Raw genomic sequence first — 17,740 nt, forward strand, 5'->3', positions numbered from 1 at the left:
AACCTGGGATAATTTTCCCAATCTGCGCATGACGCTCACTCTACCACGCTCGCGTTACAGCAAAGAACATCTTCTACTACCTGCGCCACGCCGTCCTCGTCGTTGGTGGGAGCAATGCTCCAGCCCAGTTCTCGCGCCATCAGCAGCAGTTCCGGCGCGGCATTTCCCATCACCACAGGATGCCCGGCTAACTTCAGCATCTCCAGATCGTTGAAGTTATCGCCGATGGCCATAATTTCTTCGGGCTTCAATCCGCGCAACTCTGCAAGTTTTGCCAGCGCCACACCTTTCGAGCAGCCCGGCGGCAGAATATCCAGAATGCTTAAGTTCCGGGCTGGATACTGCGTCTGGTGCATTTCGATCTTCTCCGCCAGAGGACTCTCCGACAGCCAGGTCTCAGCGCGGTTCATCTCGTCGATCGTCCCGCAGACCATACCCTGCACCGGAGATTCACCCGAATCGAAGGCCCGTTCCAATGGGCGAATTTCTTCGATCCACGGCCGGTTGGCATCGACCCAAAGCTGAATACGAGCATGCACCTGCTGCAGCGATTCGACCACCAGCTCGCCCTGCCCATCGCGGTCAAAGGTAAATACCGTCGTTCCGCCAAATCGCCGCAGCGCGCCACAAAGCTCCCTTGCCGTCTCCACCGGAAGCAGCGTCCGCTGCATCCGCTCATCCGCCAGTGTTCGCGTTACCGTGCCGTTCGAAGTGATCAGAACGGTTTCCGGCTTCAGCCCGATTGGCTCAATCAAAGGAGCCGAATATGCCTGCCGCCGCCCGGTAGCAATCACAATCTCGATGCCCGCACTCTCTGCCTGACGCAGGGCCTGCCGATTGCGCTCACTGATTACCACGCCTGCAGCCGCGGACGGCAGCAGCGTTCCATCAATGTCGATCGCGATCAATTTTACCGGGGAGACACTACGGGTAGGGAATCGAGCCATCTCTTCCAGTTTACAGGTCTCAGGGCACAGGTCTGAGGCACAGGATAAAATGCCCTGAGCTCAATAAATCCCATGCCCCCGATCACGTTCCTCGAATGCTCCCGCTGCCACCATCACGTCTCCGCCGACCAATATCAGACTGTCTGCCCCAAATGCGCTGGAGCACTCTACGTCAGATACGACCTTAAAGCGCTGAAAATGTCTTCAAAACGCCCCGAAACGGGCGGAAAACAGTCAATGTGGCGCTATAAAAATGTCCTGCCTGAGGTCGACCCCGTGACCCTCGGCGAAGGCTGGACCCCGATGCTTCCGGGTCGACGTAACTCCAATGTTTTCATAAAGGAAGAGGCAAATAATCCAACCGCAACATTCAAGGCGCGCGGCATGTCTATGGCGGTTTCGATGGCCCGCCATTATGGCCTTAAAAAGCTTGCCGCACCTTCGGCCGGAAATGCCGCCGGGGCGCTTGCCGCCTATGCTGCCGCCGCCGGAATCGAAGCTAACATCTTCATGCCAAAGGACGTACCCTTCGCCAACTATCTCGAAGGCGTAGCCTATGGAGCCAACGTGACGCTGGTGGATGGTCTCATCTCCGACTGCGCGCGAATTGTGAATGAGCGCAAGGAAAAGGAAGGCTGGTTCGACATCTCGACTCTCAAAGAACCCTTCCGCGTCGAAGGAAAAAAAACCATGGGCTACGAGCTAGTCGAGCAACTGGGCTGGACCTATCCTGACGCCGTTTTCTATCCCACCGGCGGAGGCGTCGGACTCATTGGCATGTGGAAGGCCTTTGAAGAGATGGAGGAACTTGGCTGGGTCAGCGGCAAGCGTCCGAAGATGATCGCTATTCAGGCCAGCGGATGCGCTCCCGTAGCCCGCGCTTATAAGGAAGGAGCGGAGGTCTCGAAGATGGTTGAGAACGCCACCACCTTCGCCGCTGGGCTGCGCGTGCCCAAACCATACGGCGACTACATCATCCTGGACATTGTCCGCCAGTCCGGCGGTACCGTCGTCGATCTGCCCGACGAAGTCATCCTTGCCTCGCTCCTCGACTGGTCAAAGAACGAAGGCCTGCTGCTCTCGCCTGAAGGGGCTGCTGCTACCGCCGCCTACGACCATCTGATCGAAACCGGCTTCCTGAAGCCGAGCGACAGAGTCGTCATCTTCAACACGGGCGCCGGCCTCAAATACGTCGACATGATCGCCGAAGCTATGGGTTTGTCCCGCCCCAACACCACCAATCTCCCCATGCGAACGCCCGTAGGCGGCATCATCACCCCGCAGTGAAATCTGGTTAGCGGCTACTGTTCGGGATACAGTCGGAAGGGAATTGAGGCGAAAGCATCGCGGTGATTGCTTTACGCTACTGGCAAGTCCGGGAGATCAGGAAGCTTGCACCGGCACGCGCGAACTGCGCTGGTCGTGTCGATACTTCCAGATGCCGAAGAGAATGCCTGCGACCAGCAAGCCGATGAAGGCCCAGAGAATTATCGTGGACCAGCCGGACAAATAACGCGACCAGAGTCGCATTACAATTCTTCCGTACGTTGCGCCCACCCATGCAACCAGGGTGTAACGCAGTGTACGTGTCAGGGCAAACGACCAGAGAAATCCATTGCGCTCCACGCCAAGAGCACCGGCGGCCAGCAGAAAGGGCATCAGTGGAATCGGCGGCGGCAGAATTGATGCAATGCAGATACTTACAACTCCGTGGCGCTTGACCCAGTTCACCAGCGGGTTCAGAAAACGCTTCGGCACGTATCGTTCCAAGGCTGCCTCGCCGCCTTTCTTTCCGGCGCTCCAGGTCAGATAACCGCCGGTGATGCTTCCCGCAGCGGCAGCCAACACCAACAGCCACAGCGTATTGTGCTGCGCCGCGAGCAGAAGGACGAGCAGATCCGTGCTTCCCGGCACCGGCAGCGGAATCAGAGAAGCATCGATCGCCGAGACCACGAAGACACCGAATATGCCGAAGTGAATCAACCATCGCGGAACCGGCAATGCGTGCCTATGGGCATGGTGACGCGCGGCACTTTGCAGATAGCTCACGGCAATTGGACGCGGCATTCCGATGGCAAGACGCTATGGGTTGCCAAAATTTATGTTTATAGAAATCGAAGATCAGGAGTAGCGGGCAAGGCTCCGCATTCTGCAGCATATCGATAAAAAAGGCGCAGCCCTTCGATGCTGGCGTCATCAAGGCGATAGTGAATGTTGCGCGTCAGGTATTCGTGAATGGTAGCTGAAGGTACGGCAAGGCGGCCTGACCATTCCGCAACCAGATCGTCTATGTGTTCGAGTCCGTGATCGCGTGATTGCTGAAAGTCGCTCACAACTGCGTCTGCCGCTATACCGGAATCCTGCAGCCCTTCCGGACGCGCTGCCCAGAAAGCGGAAACCCACGCTGTTCCCGTCAACGCGTGCCATTCGTGACCGAGGTCGAGATACTGAAGCTTCTCACCGGTGCGCTGTTCGCGGGCTATGCGGTCTTCGAGCGCCAGCAACGCCGGATCGCCAATCAGCAGCGCGGCATCGGCGTTTTGCAGCATCGCTTCGAGATCGGGTGCATGCGATAGGAATGTCGTTTGCGCATTCCAGTATTTATGGAAGAGGATGCGCGTATATGTCGCTGATGTACGCGAGGAAGTATCGAGCGCAACGCTCCGTACGTGATTGACTCCCTCCGGGTGGCGAACAACGAGGATGATCGAGCGAATATCGCCCAACGATGCAATTGCGCATCCGGGGAGGACGACCATCGACGGCGCAAAGGCATAAGTTGCCACGGGCACCAGTCCGATGTCAGCGTTTCCCTGCATCAGCTCGTCGGCGCAACCTGCGGGAGTGGTCTGGTGAATGGAATAACGTAGGGCGAGACGGCTCTTACCCGGCTCATGCTCGAAATCCCACATCAAAGGCGCGGGATTGAGAAAGTTGATGGCAGCAACACGAAGAAGACTCACCAACTAGTGTAACAACGCCTTTGGTAACTTGACTTCGCGCCGTGCCGCGGCTAGTCTCCCTGCAAATTCACTCAAAAGGAAATGTGTTCGGCAGAAGATTGCCGAAGGTGCCTGCATTGGCTACAACTGCCGATTCCCCATTGCCGTCCGCTGCTTTGTCTGTCGAACCGGAACGTCTCGCCTGGCTTGCACTTGTGCTCACTCCGGGTCTTGGTCCGCGACGCATTCTGCGGGCGGTGCGCGAAGCAGGTTCCGCTGAAGCGATACTCGGTCTTCCGCTCACAGGATTGGAGGCGTTGCAGTTTCCTGCGCAGGCGGTGCAGTTTATCGCCGACGGTCAGGCGCTGCGCGCGGCAAATGATGAACTTGAGGCAATGCAAAAATCGGGCGCTGCGTTTCTGACATACAGCGATCCGGATTATCCTGAGCGCCTGCGCGAGATTTTTGACGCTCCTGTACTGCTCTGGGTTCGTGGCGATGTTTCGCTCCTGGCGAAGGCTGCGATTGCCGTGGTCGGTACGCGGCATCCGAGCCCTTACGGAAGCGGCATGGCGGAGATGCTTTCACGCGACCTTGCGGGGCGAGGCGTCGTGATTCTGAGCGGCATGGCGCGGGGAGTCGATACTGCCGCGCACAAAGGCGCGTTGGCGGCTAAAGGAAAGACCGTCGCCGTTTGGGGAACGGGCATCGACGTGATCTATCCGAAGGAGAACAAGGCTCTGGCCGAGCAGATCATTGCCAGCGGCGGAGCGATTGTTTCCGAACTGCCGATGGGAACTTTTCCGGCTCCGCAGAACTTTCCCAAACGCAATCGTATTCTCAGCGGAATGAGCGTCGGTGTGCTGGTCGTCGAAGCGGCAGAACATAGCGGTACGCGCGTGACGGCACGCTGCGCGCTCGAACAGAACCGCGACGTCTTTGCCGTTCCGGGTAACGTGACGACCAAGAATGCGTGGGGGCCTAACACGTTGATTAAGCAGGGCGCTAAGCTCACAGCGACGTGGGAAGACGTGTGGGAAGATCTGCCTTCGCAGGTTCGCGTCGAGCTGGAGTCGAACTGGGAGCTTGCATCGAAAGGGCACCCTGCTGCATCGTTATTTGAGGAAGCTCCACTGCCGCCTGCCGAAAGCCACGTGATGAGCGTGTTACGCCACGACGAAGTCATGCAGCTTGACGAGATCATGGAAAAGTTGGAGCCTGAGCTGAGTTCATCGGAAGTGTTTACCGCACTTTTTGAACTGGAGTTACAGGGACGCGTCAAGCAACTTCCGGGCAAGAATTACGTTAAAAGTTTCTGACTCCCGAAAGCGTTGATGTCATGTATCCATTCGCAAGATTCTGCGTCTGTAGAATTGTGCGCGCTGGATTACTTGGCGAATGCGTGATAGCTTCCATAAGAATTCGGTGCAGTTTGCAGTTGGGCGAACGATGCCCGTGAATTGAAGGAAAACAATGAGCAAAGCGCTTGTGATCGTCGAATCCCCTGCGAAAGCGAAGACGATCAGCAAATATCTGGGCAAGGACTATACGGTCGAAGCATCAGTTGGACATATTAAGGACCTGCCCAAAAATAAAATTGGTGTTGATCTTGAAGACGGAACCTTTGAGCCGGAGCTGATTGTCATCCCCGGCAAGGAAAAGGTCGTAGACCGTCTCAAGAAGCTGGCGGCAAAGGCCGACCAGGTCTATCTTGCGCCTGACCCTGACCGTGAAGGCGAGGCCATTGCTGCACATCTCGAAGATGAATTGCGCAAGGTAGTGAAGAAAGGCACGATTCATCGCGTTACTTTTAACGAGATCACGCCGAAGGCCGTAAAAGACGCCTTCAAACATGCGCGTGACGTCGATTCCCATCTGGTTGATGCGCAGACGACGCGCCGCGTGCTGGATCGTATCGTCGGATACCAGGTGTCGCCACTGTTGTGGGACAAGGTCCGGCGCGGGCTTTCGGCTGGTCGCGTACAGACTGTCGCCGTGCGCCTTATTGTCGAGCGCGAACGCGAGATCAAGGCATTCAATCCTGTCGAATACTGGACGATCGACGCTGTGCTCGAAGCGCAGAAGTCGTCGCCGTTTACTGCGCGCTTTGTCGGCATTGATGGACAGCGCGCTCGCGTCGAGACCGTCGATACTCCTTCTTTGCCTGAGCAGAAGATCACGGACGAAGTCGTTGCGCAGCTGAAGAAGGCTAACTGGGCGGTGCGTGCTGTAGATCGCAAGGAGCGCAAGCGCAACTCGACGGCTCCTTTCACCACCAGCAAGCTGCAGCAGGATGCTTCGCGGCAGCTTGGCTTCAACGTGCGCCGCACGATGGGCGTGGCGCAGCGCCTTTATGAAGGCATCGAGATTCCCAGCGAAGGTACGGTCGGTCTTATTACCTATATGCGTACCGATTCGACGCGCGTTGCACCCGATGCGATTGCCAGCGTGCGCGAGTGGATCAAGTCGAAGCTGGGCGATAAGTATCTGCCGCCTGCGCCGAATGCGTTCAAGTCCAAGAAGGACGCGCAGGACGCACACGAAGCGATTCGTCCGACGAACGTCGATCTGCACCCGGACGAGATTCGCCGCTATTTGAGCGATGAACAGTACAAGCTCTACAAGCTGATCTGGCAGCGCTTTGTCGCCTCGCAGATGACGCCTGCGGTCTTCGATCAGACGACTGTGGACATCGTTGCCAAGGCGGATCGTAACTACGACTTCCGCGTCACCGGATCGGTGCTGAAGTTCGACGGTTTCCTCCGGGTCTACGAAGAATCGAAAGACAAGAAGGACGAAGATGACGAAGCGCTGGCGAATAAGCTGCCTGCGCTCGACGAGGGCCAGTCGCTCAAGCTGAATGAGCTGAAGCCAGAGCAGCATTACACGGAACCGCCTCCGCGCTACAACGAAGCTTCGCTCGTTAAGGAACTGGAAGAGCAGGGTATTGGGCGGCCTTCGACGTATGCGTCCATCATTAATACGATCCAGGACCGCGAGTATGTGCAGAAGATCGGCGGACGCTCGGGGCGCTTTGTGCCGACCGAAATCGGCACGGTTGTCACCGATCTGCTGGTGAAGAACTTTCCGTATATCTTCGACACCAAGTACACGGCCAAGCTTGAGACGGAGCTGGACGATATCGAAGACGGCCGCGAGAAGTGGACCGACCTTCTGCAAGGCTTCTATGGGCACTTTGCTGAAGAACTCGAAGACGCCTCGAAGCACATGGAAAACATTAAGCGGATGGAGAAGCCGACGGACGAGAAATGTCCGCAGTGCGGCTCGCCGCTGGTGCTGAAGTGGGGCAAATTTGGCTCTTTTTATGCGTGCAGCAGCTACGACAAGAAGAAAAAAGGCAGCTGCGATTACACGCGGGAAAATTTCGAGACGAAGCCTAATCTCACGCTGCCTGAAGGTCAGGAAGCCGAGAAGGAAGAAGAATACTGCGAGAACTGCGGGCGCGTGATGGTGTTGCGTAATGGGCCGTGGGGGCCGTTCATGGCCTGCCCCGGTTACAACGAGGATCCTCCGTGCAAGACGGTGCGCCGTCTGAACCAGAAGCAGCAGCAGAAGCCGCCGGAGCCGATCGACGAGCAATGCCCGAAGTGCAGCAGCCAGCTGGTAAAGCGCATGGGCCAGTACGGCGAGTTCATCTCCTGCTCGGCTTACCCGAAGTGCAAGTACATCAAGCAGAACACGATCGGGATGGTCTGCCCGAAGTGCAAGGATGGGCAGATTGTCGAGAAGAAGGCGCGGCGCGGCAATCTCTTTTACGGCTGCGAGAACTACCCGAAGTGCGACTTTACGGCCAACTTCAAGCCTGTGGATCAGAAGTGCCCGGACTGCGGCTCTCCATACCTGATGGAAAAGACGCTCAAATCCGGCGTATATCTTGTCTGCCCGAACAACAAGAAGCCTGCTCCGGGCGAGGAAGAGGGCACGAAGAAGCGCAAGAAAAAGGGTGAGGAAGAGTCTGTGGTCGCCTGCAGCTATACGAAGCGGATCGGGGATGCTCCGGTAGAGGAGAAGCCAACGGCGAAGACACATGGGCCGCTGGTGGAACAGGCGGTCTGACCCCCTCCCCCTGCTTTTTCTCGATTTTGTTTGTTTTCAATAAGATAGCGGGGGATGATCCCCCGCTATCTTCGTCATTCTTAACGGGTTAAGCTGGTTCTTGTATTTTCAATGGTTTACAAGGGGGGTCTACCTTTTTTAGGCAGGTCCGGGGCTAAAGCCCCTTGAGCGTTTCCTTTATTCACCGGCCTAAAGGCCGGTGCTTCTACCGTTTTTTCATTCGCAAATTCTGGTGCTTTGACGCTTTTTGGGGCTCTTCTCTGCACTTTTCACTGATTTCATGCGTCTTTTTAGCAGGCTCCAGATTTGAGAGCGGCTGCTGTTACTGCTGCTCAGGTCAGGCGATATACGGCGGGTAAATGCGGTCGTTGCTTTGCAACGATTCGCACGAGTTTTGCTCGTGCGGGTCCTTCGACTTCGCTACGCTTTGCTCAGGATGACGGCATCTTCGTTATGCATTCAGGATGACGACATCCAACTGCACGTATCATCCCAAATTTCCTGCCTATTTCTATGGTAGCAATTTTGGGCATAATTATCGGCACTTATACTGCGCTTGTAAGTTGTTTGTTTACAGATGCTTGTAACTAGACAATACGCATTGGGGGCTTGACAAGATTTTGCGATTTGTCCGTCTTGCGCCTTTTGATCCGGGGGCGCATCTGCTAATGTAGTTGGGTTGGATTTACGAGAAGGGTAAACAAGATAGATGGCAAAGGCAGTCTGGAACGGAAAAGTAATTGCAGAAAGTGATACTTACGAGACGGTGGAAGGAAATGTTTATTTTCCTGAGACGGCGGTGAAGCGGGAATATCTTCGCCCCAGCTCGACGACCTCGACTTGCCCATGGAAGGGTCTGGCGCGCTATTACAGCCTGCTGGTCGATGGGCAGGAGAACCAGGATGCTGCCTGGTACTACCCTGATCCGAAGCCTGCCGCCCGCAGTATTAAAAACCATGTTGCTTTCTGGCGCGGCGTCGAGATCGAGAAATAGACAGTTTCATTCAAGTTGTTTGTCTTTGGAGGATTGCATGCGTAGGTTGGCTGCGGTAATTCTGCTGGCTGTTTCGACAATTCCGGTCTTTGCTGATAAGAAAATGCAAGGCACAAGCGTCCTCAAAGACTCTCAGCCTGCGGGCACGACAGACAAGCAGCACAAGCATCAGGCTTACGATCTTTCCTTTATTACGACCGGGAACCAGTACACATGCCGGACCGACTCCAGCAAATCCATGAATGCTACGGATTTCGTTGTGGGGTCGGAGATCACGTACGAGATTGACGGCAAGAAGGTGAAGATCAAAACCCCGGAGGGCAAGCAGGTGGAATGCAAGGTCGTCCGGGTTGAGTTACTGCGTCCTCCTCAGTAAACGCTCACACTTCACTATCAGTGGGAGCGATCGGCCATGTGAGGACGCTCCCTGCTGGATTGCCGTTGCACGGAACCCAGGTTAGCTTCGCGAACCTGGGGCACCCGGCGCCCGACGTTATCGCATGCTTTCCCACCCTTTGCTTTGCAAAGGATGGGGGACCCAGATTTGGGCCTGTGGATGCAAGCTGCAGGTTCGCTCGGCTTCGCCTTCTGCTCGGGTCGGGACGACAGGTTTTTGACGACTACTTTTCGTCTTTGTACATGCCGATTTCTGGTTTACCGCCTTCGGAGATGCGGGCGCGATACATTCCTTCAGTATTGAAACTCCAGACCATATCGCCCTTGGTGTCGATGGCGATGATGCCGCCGTCACCCTTTATGTCGGTGAGCTGGTGCTGGACGACCTCATCAGCTGCTTCCTGCAGGGTCATACCTTTGTATTGAACTAAGGCACAGATGGTTCGCGCGACGGTGAGGCGGATGAAGTATTCGCCGGTTCCGGTGCCGGAGACGGCGCAGGAGCGGTTATCGGCGTAGGTTCCGGCGCCGATGATGGGCGAATCGCCGACGCGGCCCCACATTTTGGCGGTGAGTCCGCCTGTAGAGGTTCCGGCGGCGATGTTGCCCTGCTTGTCGAGGGCGACGAGTCCAACGGTGCCGAATTTGTGAGCTTCAGGGGATTCGATGGGAAACATGAGGTCCGAAGTAAGCTTTTTAGGCTCGGGTGGCGCTCCGGCTGGGCGCGGCGGAATGGGCTTGCCTTGCTGTTTCAGATCGTCGACCAGGTTCTGCCAGCGGCGTTCTGTGAAGAAGAAGCTGGGGTTGACCATTTCGAGGCCGTTGGCTGCCGCGAAGTCGTCGGCTCCGGAGCCCTCGAGCATAACGTGCGGGGACTTTTCCATGACGGCGCGGGCGAGAGAGATGGGGTGGCGGGTGCGGGTGACTCCGGCGACGGCCCCGGCTTTGAGATTGGAGCCGTCCATGATGGCGGAGTCGAGCTCGTTCTTTCCTGCGGCGGTGAAGACGGCTCCGCGGCCTGCGTTGAAGAGCGGATCGTCTTCCATGTAGCGGATGGCGGCTTCTACGGCGTCGAGCGCGGAGCCGCCTTTGTCGAGTGTGTCGGCGGCTTTCTGGAGCGCGGTTTGAAGATCGGCGCGGTAGGCGGCTTCGGTCTTCGCGTCCATGTGGCTGCGCTCGATGACGCCTGCTCCACCGTGGAGGACTACGGCCCATTTGTGGCTTTCTCCCACGCTTTGCTGCGCAAAGCGTGGGGTCCCCGGGGTAAGGGCTAAGACGCAGGTACAGAGCAGGATGGCTGGCTTGCGCATGATGGCAATCATAAATGCGAGATGGCCGGGGTTGAAGCCTCTCTTTTTTATAGTGTTTCTACCTTTTGCCCTGGAAAGTTTGTCGATCCCACCCTTTCGCAAAAGCGCGAAAGGGTGGAGCACCCAGTTCATGGCCGATGATGATACATCTCACGCGCCATATTCAGGCGTCGGTCCGGGAAGATCCCAGGTTAGCTTCGCGAACCTGGGGCACCCGCATTCAGGCAGCCGGTGCATGGGCTGATGGTACGTTCCACGCATCATATTCAGGCGTCGTCTCCGGGAAAGTCCCAGGTTAGCTTCGCGAACCTGGGGCACCCGCGTTCAGGCAGCCGGTTCATGGGCTGATGGTACGTTCCACGCATCATATTCAGGCATCGTGTCCGGGAAAGTCCCAGGTTAGCTTCGCGAACCTGGGGCACCCGCATTCAGGCAGCCGGTTCATGGGCTGATGACGATACATCTCACGCGCCATATTTCAGGCGTCGTCTCCGGGAAAGTCCCAGGTTAGCTTCGCGAACCTGGGGCACCCGCATTCAGGCACCGATGTTCAGGCATCCCGCGTCGATTCTATGAGGCCATGCCGCTTATGTAGGCTTCGAGGTGCCGGATGGTCTGCTGCTGCTCGGTGATGACCCAGTTGACGAGGTCGCCGATCGAGATCATGCCAATGAGCTTGCCGCCTTCGACAACGGGCAGGTGGCGTATGCGCTTGTCGGTGATGATGCGCATGCACTCGGCTACGGTGTGATGCGGCGTGATGGTGATGGGGTCGGAGGTCATGATGTCGGCTACCGGGGTGTCTTTTGAGGAGCGGCCCTTGAGGATGACTTTGCGGGCGTAGTCGCGCTCGGAGAGGATGCCGCGGAGTTGTTCCTGTTCCATGACCGGGAGCGCGCCGATTTGCTTGTCGGCCATCACCTCGATGGCTTCGTAAACGGAGGCGGTGGGGGTGGTAGACCAGATGTCGGTGGGCTTGTTTTTCAGGATTGCGTGGATGGTGCTGGTGAGTTCTGCCATTAGATCACCTCGCGGGATGGGATCATAGTCCGGAAGGATGGCGGGGGTCAATGCAAGATTCGGGGGCTGCAAAGCCCGGGCACTCAGGGCTTTGCAGTCACGACAGGGTTTTTTTCGGAACATGGGTCGGGGAGGAGTTCTATATTTCCCAGCGCAAGAGGGCCGCGCCGACGGTGAATCCGGCACCCACGCTGGCGAGCAGCACCAGGTCATCTTTTTTCAAGCGGCCCTCCTCGCGCGCTGTTTGCATGGCGAGCGGGATTGTGGCTGCTGTGGTGTTGCCATAGCGGTCGATATTGATGATGACGCGATCGAGCGGCATGCCGAGGCGTTCCGCGGTAGAGAGAATAATGCGCTTGTTGGCCTGGTGGGGAATGAAGCAGCCGAGATCGGCGCCAGTGATGCCGGCGCGGGTCAAGACTTTTTCGGTCGCTTCGGCCATTTTGCGCACGGCATATTTGTAGACCGCCTGCCCGTCCTGATGGACGTAGTGCATCTTCTTCGCGACCGTTTCGGCAGAGGGTGGGTTGAGGCTTCCGCCGGCGGGCATGTAGAGGGAGCAGCCGCCGGAGCCGTCGATTTCATGCGCGAAGTCGATCATGCCGAGTTCGCCAACCTCGGCGGGCTCAATCAGCACAGCACCGGCGCCGTCGCCAAAGAGAATGCAGGTGGCGCGGTCGGTGTAGTCGAGAATGGAGGACATGGTATCGGCGCCGATGACGAGAACTTTTGAGTGCGCGCCTGATTCCACCAGCTTGCAGCCGGTTTGCAGCGCGTAGACGAAGCCGGAGCAGGCTGCAGAGAGGTCAAATCCCCATGCGCCTTTTGCGCCGAGCTTGTCCTGAACGAGGCATGCGGTGGCAGGGAAGAGCATGTCGGGTGTGACGGTGGCGACAATGATGACTTCGATTTCCGTTGGATCGATGCCGCGTTCGGCGAGGCAATTCTTTGCGGCCTCGACAGCCATGTCGCTGGTGGCCAGACCTTTTTCCAGAATGTGGCGCTCACGGATGCCGGTGCGCTCGACAATCCATTGATCGTTGGTTTCGACCATTTTTTCGAGATCTGCGTTGGTCAATACGCGGGGAGGAACGTAGGTTCCGATAGCACTGATTTTGGCGCGTCGAGACGTTTGAGGACGCACGGTAAGGCTCAAGGCTGTTCTCCATCTGTTTCGAGGTAAAACATCATTCTCTCTGAGCGCATGCTTCGATGTCTATGAAAGGGATGGATCTACGTATACGCCGGTGTGTAAAAGTTGTGTCTTAAGAATATGGCGGCAGGGCAGAAAGAAAAGTGCACCGGGGAACCTACTGCGCACATACTAGCCCGTTACCGTTGCTCCCTTCCGGGCCTGGCGGGGTTGGCGGGATTACGTCGCGTAGGACCCGGCACACTTGTGATGATAACACTTGCGACCCCGCCTCCTGAAGTGTTCCGGTAAAATAAGAATGTGACTCAATCTCTTCTCGACGATGCTGAGATCAGCGTCCTCGATTCCTCAAAAACCGCAACACAGACACCGCGCCTCAAGGTCGGATTTGTGAGCCTTGGCTGTCCCAAAAATCTGGTGGACAGCGAAGTGATGATGGGCCTGCTCGATCAGGCAGGCGCGCAGATGACGACCTCTCCGGAAACCGCCGATGTGCTGGTGGTGAACACCTGCTCATTTATCGATACGGCCAAGCAGGAGTCAGTGGACACGATTCTTGAAATGGCGCAGCACAAGGTGACGGGAAAAGCTCAGAAGCTGATCGTCGCCGGATGCCTGGTCGAGCGCTATCGTGACGAGATTCGCAAGAATATTCCGGAAGTGGATGCCGTAGTCGGCACCGGGGAACTCGAAAAAATTCTCGAAGCCGCAGGGTTGCAGGCTCCAGTGGTTTCGGCGTCGCAGCTGGCGTCGCCATTCAACATTCTTAGCGGAACAACCGCCCGCGCCGAAGGCGATCTGCGCGAATCGCAGGGCCGCTTTGCCCGTAAGGAATGGGACGGCGCCACGGCTGCGCTTCCGCAGTATCTCTACGACCACACCACGCCGCGCCTGCTGGCGACGCGCGGGCCATCGGCGTATATCAAGATCGCAGAAGGTTGCGATCATCCCTGCAGCTTCTGCGTCATTCCTAATTTGCGCGGCAAGTTCCGCTCACGGGCATTCGAATCGGTAATAGCCGAAGCGGAGCGCCTGGTGGCGCAGGGAGTGCAGGAGATCACGCTCATCGGCCAGGACACGACCTGCTACGGTGAGGATCTTGGCCTGAAAGACGGCCTGGCGCTCCTGCTCGACAAACTGGCAGGCATTGAAGGATTACGCTGGCTGCGGTTCCTCTATGCCTACCCGAACAAGATCACGGGCAAGCTGCTCGAAACCATTGCCAAGCACGACAACATCGTTAAATATCTGGATGTCCCGCTACAGCATGCTTCGGGTTCGGTGCTCAAGAGCATGAAGCGCGGCGCAAACGCGGACATCTTTCTCAAGACGATCGAAAAAGTCCGTGCAGCGGTTCCGGGGATTGCGCTGCGCACGTCGTTTATTGTCGGTTTCCCCGGCGAAACAGATGCGGATTTCGAGACGCTCTCGAACTTCGTCAAGGAAGCGCGCTTCGATTGGCTTGGCGTCTTCGGCTACTCCGATGAAGAAGGCTCGGGCGCATTTCCGCTGGGCGAAAAAGTTCCCGCAAAGGTCATCGAACAGCGCAAGCGCACCCTGATGCGTCAACAGAAGGGCCTGAGCAAGAAGGCAAAGCAGCAATGGGTTGGCCGCACCATGACGGTGCTGGCGGAAGGCGAATCCGCCGAAACACCGCTGTTATGGGAAGGCCGTTCGCAGTTTCACGCGCCGGAAATTGACGGCACGGTGTACATCAATGACTTCGGCCCGCTTGAAGCCATCGTTCCGGGCCGCTTCTATGAATGCGAGATCACCGAAGCGCACGACTATGACGTGGTCGCGCGCGTTATTTCAGAGGTATGACCAAGAAGGCCGCGAAAAATACAAAAATCCTGCGCTGTCCAACGTGTAACACTCTCGTTCTGGCCAGCGGCGAAGATTTCCCTTTCTGCAGCGATCGCTGCAGAAAGATCGACCTGGGAAAATGGGCGAGCGGTGTCTACCGCATCTCGTCGCCGATTCTCGATCCTGAGGTACTCGAAGACCTGAAGGGATTGAGGCCAGGCCGCCAGCATGACGATGAAGAGTAAGACTCTCTGGGCCTGGGCTGCGGCTACCTTCTTCGGTGTAGGATTCGGTAAGCCGGGGCCGGGCACATGGGGATCTGTGGCAGCTGCGCTGATCTGGTTCCTGGCTGTTAAGCTGGCGCACCCGACCTCGCTGCAAATAGCTGTAGTTTCTGTGAGTGGCGCGCTGCTGGCGCTCATCGTCGGCATTCCTGCGGCGAGCATTGTCGAGAGGGAAGCTGGACGCGAAGATCCCGGCTACGTTGTGCTTGACGAGGTCTGCGGCCAATGGATCGCGCTAGCTGCCGCACCTGCCGGCTGGCGGTATGCTCTTCTCGGCTTGCTCCTTTTCCGTGTCTTCGACATCATAAAACCGTGGCCCGCTCGTCAGCTCGAACGGTTGCATGGGGGGACAGGTATCATGCTGGATGACGTGGCCGCAGGTATCTATGCTCTCATGGTGTTTCTCGTCATCCATCACTGGTGGTAATGTCTGCTTCTAAGAGATTTGAGGAAATGAGTCGCTGGTTTCGAGATATGGCACGGATTGCAAAACACGAGGCGCTTGATGCTCCCAGGATCGAAACTGTGTCTCCGGGCGCGGCGCTGCCGGGCGGCGAGGTGGAGATCAAGGGAGCCAATCTCGGACCGACGCCGTTGCGGCAACCCGTGGCTATGCTGGGTCAATTGGCCACATCCGTCCTGCTGAGCCGCAGCGCGTGCCTTAAAGTTCGTATTCCTGATGAGGCGGAGAGCGGAGACCTTCAGGTTTTGCAGAACGGCGCGCAAAGTAACGCTGTGAAGATGCTGATTGCGGGGATGATTGCCACTGATGTGCATATTGTGGCAAATCCGGCAGTGGACATCGAGGGCAATATCTACGCCACGCTTTCGGGGACGCGTGGGCAGAGCACTCCGGTTTCCGTGTACCGCATAGGCTCCGATGGCGAAATGCGCCCATTCGTGACCGGCATCATCAACGCGACTGGGATGGCGCTCGACCCGGAAGGCTTTCTTTATGTTTCGTCCCGCAACGACGGGACCGTCTTCCGCGTGTCGCCCAACGGCATTTACACGCAATTTGCTGAAGGCATGGGCGTTGCGACCGGACTCGCTTTCGATGCCGAGCAAAATTTATACGTCGGCGACCGCAGCGGCACGATTTTCAAGATTGCTCCCGACCGCCAGATATTTGTTTTCGCCACACTGGAACCGAGCGTGGCCGCTTACCATCTCGCCTTTGGCAGAGATGAAACGCTCTACGTGACCGGGCCGACGACATCCAGCTACGACAATGTGTACGCCATCGACCGAGATGGCAATTCAACTGTGTTTTATCGTGGACTGGGACGCCCGCAGGGTCTTGCGCTTGATATCGCGGGAAACGTCTATGTGGCAGGATCGCTGCACGGCAGGCGCGGTGTGGCACGCATTACGCCGTCGGGTGAAGCTTCTTTAGCTGTTGCCGGATCGGGTATTGTCGGGCTGTCTTTTGCTCCGGGAGGCGATCTTATCCTGGCGACTAATACGGCCATGTATCATTTAGCTTTGGGAGTGGAGGGGCAGCGTCCTTTTTAACTCCTGTTCTGCCTTCCGCACCGCATGAAATGTGAAATTATCGCCATCGGCTCCGAACTGCTGACGCCCTATCGTCAGGACACGAACTCTCTCTATCTCACAGAGCGCCTGAATGAGCTTGGCGTCTCCGTCGCTTTCAAAACTATCGTCGGCGACCGCAGAAAAGATCTGACCAACGCCATATGCTCGGCGCTGGGCCGCGCCGACATCATCATTACCATGGGCGGCCTGGGGCCGACTGAAGACGACCTGACACGCGAGGCATGGGCCGATGCGCTTGGCATCGCGCTGAAACGCGATGGAGATATTGTTGGCCAGCTTTATGCACGCGCAGCGGCACGGCGCTGGCAGCTTACGGAAAATAACCTGAAGCAAGCCGATAAGCTGGCGGGTGCGGAGGTGCTCGATAATCCGCGCGGCACCGCGCCGGGCCAATGGCTGGATACTGTCTTCGCCACGCATCGCAAGCTCGGCATATTGCTGCCTGGGCCTCCAAATGAGATCAAGCCGATGTTCGACGAGCAATGCGTCCCGCGCCTGCGTGAAATTCTACCGCCAAAGTTCATTGCCACACGTACGCTCAAGGCTGCCATGATTGGCGAGTCGCATGCCGACGCGCGCATTGCGCCGATCTACACGCGCTTTACCGATGTCGAGACGACGATTCTGGCGCATCTAGGCGATATTCAGCTGACGTTGATCTCCTCGAAACCGACCATGGAAGAAGCCGAAGCTCGCGTGAATGAGCTGGCAAGCCTGATTGAAGAAGAGTTGGAAGACCACGTTTACTCGTCGTCAACGCGCGCGGAATCGCTGGAGCAGATTGTTCTCTACTATCTCGGAATGCGCGGTGCGACGCTTTCGGTGGCCGAAAGTTGTACGGGTGGATTGCTCTCTGAGCGATTGACCAGCATCAGCGGGAGTTCGCGGTCATTCGTTGGCGGGGCCATCGTCTACAGCAATGAATTGAAGACGGAATTCGCAGGCGTTCCGGAAGAGTTGATTGATGAAAAGGGCGCGGTCAGCCGGGAAGTAGCAGCGGCGCTTGCCGAGGGCATTCGCCGTCGCTGCCGCAGCACATACGGCGTAGGCGTCACGGGCATTGCCGGTCCCGGCGGAGGCACGGAAGAGAAGCCGGTTGGGCTGGTCTACATCGCGATCAGCGACGGGGTACAGACCGAGGTGGTCGAAAAGAATTTTGCGGGAGACCGCGAGCGTATTCGCTTCTATGCCAGCCAGCAGGCGCTGGACATGGTGCGCCGCAAACTGATGTAGTCCGGCTGCTACACTCATAAT

The 17,740-nt window shown here is 57.3% G+C and carries 16 protein-coding genes and 1 other RNA gene; 10 read left to right on the plus strand and 7 right to left on the minus strand.

Going from position 1 to position 17,740, the window contains the following annotated elements:
- Nucleotides 1–35: 35 nt before the first annotated feature.
- Nucleotides 36–947 (minus strand): Cof-type HAD-IIB family hydrolase, encoded by a 912-nt coding sequence (locus GSQ86_RS14470; RefSeq protein WP_158750663.1) that lies wholly within the window; start codon nucleotides 945–947, stop codon nucleotides 36–38.
- A gap of 72 nt (nucleotides 948–1,019) precedes the next feature.
- Between GSQ86_RS14470 and GSQ86_RS14475 the strand changes: the two genes are divergently transcribed.
- On the plus strand, nucleotides 1,020–2,234 hold the full coding sequence (locus GSQ86_RS14475) for a threonine synthase (RefSeq protein ID WP_158750664.1): 1,215 nt from the start codon (nucleotides 1,020–1,022) through the stop codon (nucleotides 2,232–2,234).
- A 96-nt stretch (nucleotides 2,235–2,330) separates the two neighbouring features.
- Here GSQ86_RS14475 and GSQ86_RS14480 read toward each other — a convergent pair whose 3' ends face one another.
- Together GSQ86_RS14480 and GSQ86_RS14485 are read right to left on the minus strand one after the other, a co-directional pair.
- Nucleotides 2,331–3,014 (minus strand): VTT domain-containing protein, encoded by a 684-nt coding sequence (locus GSQ86_RS14480; RefSeq protein WP_158750665.1) that lies wholly within the window; start codon nucleotides 3,012–3,014, stop codon nucleotides 2,331–2,333.
- A gap of 38 nt (nucleotides 3,015–3,052) precedes the next feature.
- Nucleotides 3,053–3,910 (minus strand): menaquinone biosynthetic enzyme MqnA/MqnD family protein, encoded by an 858-nt coding sequence (locus GSQ86_RS14485; RefSeq protein WP_158750666.1) that lies wholly within the window; start codon nucleotides 3,908–3,910, stop codon nucleotides 3,053–3,055.
- A 116-nt stretch (nucleotides 3,911–4,026) separates the two neighbouring features.
- Here GSQ86_RS14485 and dprA point away from each other — a divergent pair, with 116 nt between their 5' ends.
- From dprA to GSQ86_RS14505, 4 genes are all read left to right on the plus strand, one after another.
- Entirely contained in the window at nucleotides 4,027–5,208 is a 1,182-nt protein-coding gene (gene dprA / locus GSQ86_RS14490) for a DNA-processing protein DprA (protein ID WP_158750716.1), read from the plus strand.
- A 154-nt stretch (nucleotides 5,209–5,362) separates the two neighbouring features.
- Nucleotides 5,363–7,966: a type I DNA topoisomerase gene (gene topA / locus GSQ86_RS14495; RefSeq protein ID WP_158750667.1), complete on the plus strand. Its 2,604-nt coding sequence runs from the start codon at nucleotides 5,363–5,365 to the stop codon at nucleotides 7,964–7,966.
- Between the two features lie 709 nt (nucleotides 7,967–8,675).
- Nucleotides 8,676–8,960: a DUF427 domain-containing protein gene (locus tag GSQ86_RS14500; protein ID WP_158750668.1), complete on the plus strand. Its 285-nt coding sequence runs from the start codon at nucleotides 8,676–8,678 to the stop codon at nucleotides 8,958–8,960.
- A 37-nt stretch (nucleotides 8,961–8,997) separates the two neighbouring features.
- On the plus strand, nucleotides 8,998–9,336 hold the full coding sequence (locus tag GSQ86_RS14505; protein ID WP_158750669.1) for a hypothetical protein: 339 nt from the start codon (nucleotides 8,998–9,000) through the stop codon (nucleotides 9,334–9,336).
- Between the two features lie 244 nt (nucleotides 9,337–9,580).
- Here GSQ86_RS14505 and GSQ86_RS14510 read toward each other — a convergent pair whose 3' ends face one another.
- The 4 genes from GSQ86_RS14510 to ffs all read right to left on the minus strand — a co-directional run bounded on the left by GSQ86_RS14510 (nucleotide 9,581) and on the right by ffs (nucleotide 13,080).
- Nucleotides 9,581–10,666 (minus strand): isoaspartyl peptidase/L-asparaginase family protein, encoded by a 1,086-nt coding sequence (locus GSQ86_RS14510; protein WP_158750670.1) that lies wholly within the window; start codon nucleotides 10,664–10,666, stop codon nucleotides 9,581–9,583.
- 570 nt (nucleotides 10,667–11,236) lie between these two features.
- Nucleotides 11,237–11,737 carry a CBS domain-containing protein gene (locus GSQ86_RS14515; RefSeq protein WP_254062395.1) on the minus strand — a complete coding sequence of 167 codons (501 nt, stop codon included), beginning with the start codon at nucleotides 11,735–11,737 and terminating at the stop codon, nucleotides 11,237–11,239.
- Nucleotides 11,738–11,825: 88 nt separating this feature from the next.
- Entirely contained in the window at nucleotides 11,826–12,842 is a 1,017-nt protein-coding gene (locus GSQ86_RS14520; protein WP_158750671.1) for a beta-ketoacyl-ACP synthase III, read from the minus strand.
- A 141-nt stretch (nucleotides 12,843–12,983) separates the two neighbouring features.
- An RNA gene (gene ffs, locus GSQ86_RS14525) (signal recognition particle sRNA small type) lies at nucleotides 12,984–13,080 on the minus strand.
- Nucleotides 13,081–13,169: 89 nt separating this feature from the next.
- Between ffs and rimO the strand changes: the two genes are divergently transcribed.
- The 5 genes from rimO to GSQ86_RS14550 are packed head-to-tail and all read left to right on the plus strand — an operon-like array spanning nucleotide 13,170 to nucleotide 17,719.
- Nucleotides 13,170–14,663 (plus strand): 30S ribosomal protein S12 methylthiotransferase RimO, encoded by a 1,494-nt coding sequence (rimO, locus tag GSQ86_RS14530; protein WP_158750718.1) that lies wholly within the window; start codon nucleotides 13,170–13,172, stop codon nucleotides 14,661–14,663.
- Nucleotides 14,660–14,890, plus strand: a complete 231-nt coding sequence (locus GSQ86_RS14535) for a DNA gyrase inhibitor YacG (protein ID WP_158750672.1) — start codon at nucleotides 14,660–14,662, stop codon at nucleotides 14,888–14,890. The genes rimO and GSQ86_RS14535 overlap by 4 nt, the downstream gene beginning before the upstream one ends.
- Nucleotides 14,874–15,356 carry a phosphatidylglycerophosphatase A gene (locus tag GSQ86_RS14540; protein WP_158750673.1) on the plus strand — a complete coding sequence of 161 codons (483 nt, stop codon included), beginning with the start codon at nucleotides 14,874–14,876 and terminating at the stop codon, nucleotides 15,354–15,356. Before GSQ86_RS14535 ends, GSQ86_RS14540 begins: the two co-directional genes overlap by 17 nt.
- A gap of 26 nt (nucleotides 15,357–15,382) precedes the next feature.
- The gene (locus tag GSQ86_RS14545) at nucleotides 15,383–16,444 is read left to right on the plus strand and encodes a gluconolaconase (RefSeq protein ID WP_254062396.1); all 1,062 of its coding nucleotides are present in this window, start codon (nucleotides 15,383–15,385) and stop codon (nucleotides 16,442–16,444) included.
- Between the two features lie 24 nt (nucleotides 16,445–16,468).
- Nucleotides 16,469–17,719, plus strand: a complete 1,251-nt coding sequence (locus GSQ86_RS14550; protein WP_158750674.1) for a competence/damage-inducible protein A — start codon at nucleotides 16,469–16,471, stop codon at nucleotides 17,717–17,719.
- Nucleotides 17,720–17,740 lie beyond the last annotated feature (21 nt).

The organism is Acidobacterium sp. S8, from assembly GCF_009765985.1.
Lineage (GTDB): Bacteria > Acidobacteriota > Terriglobia > Terriglobales > Acidobacteriaceae > Alloacidobacterium.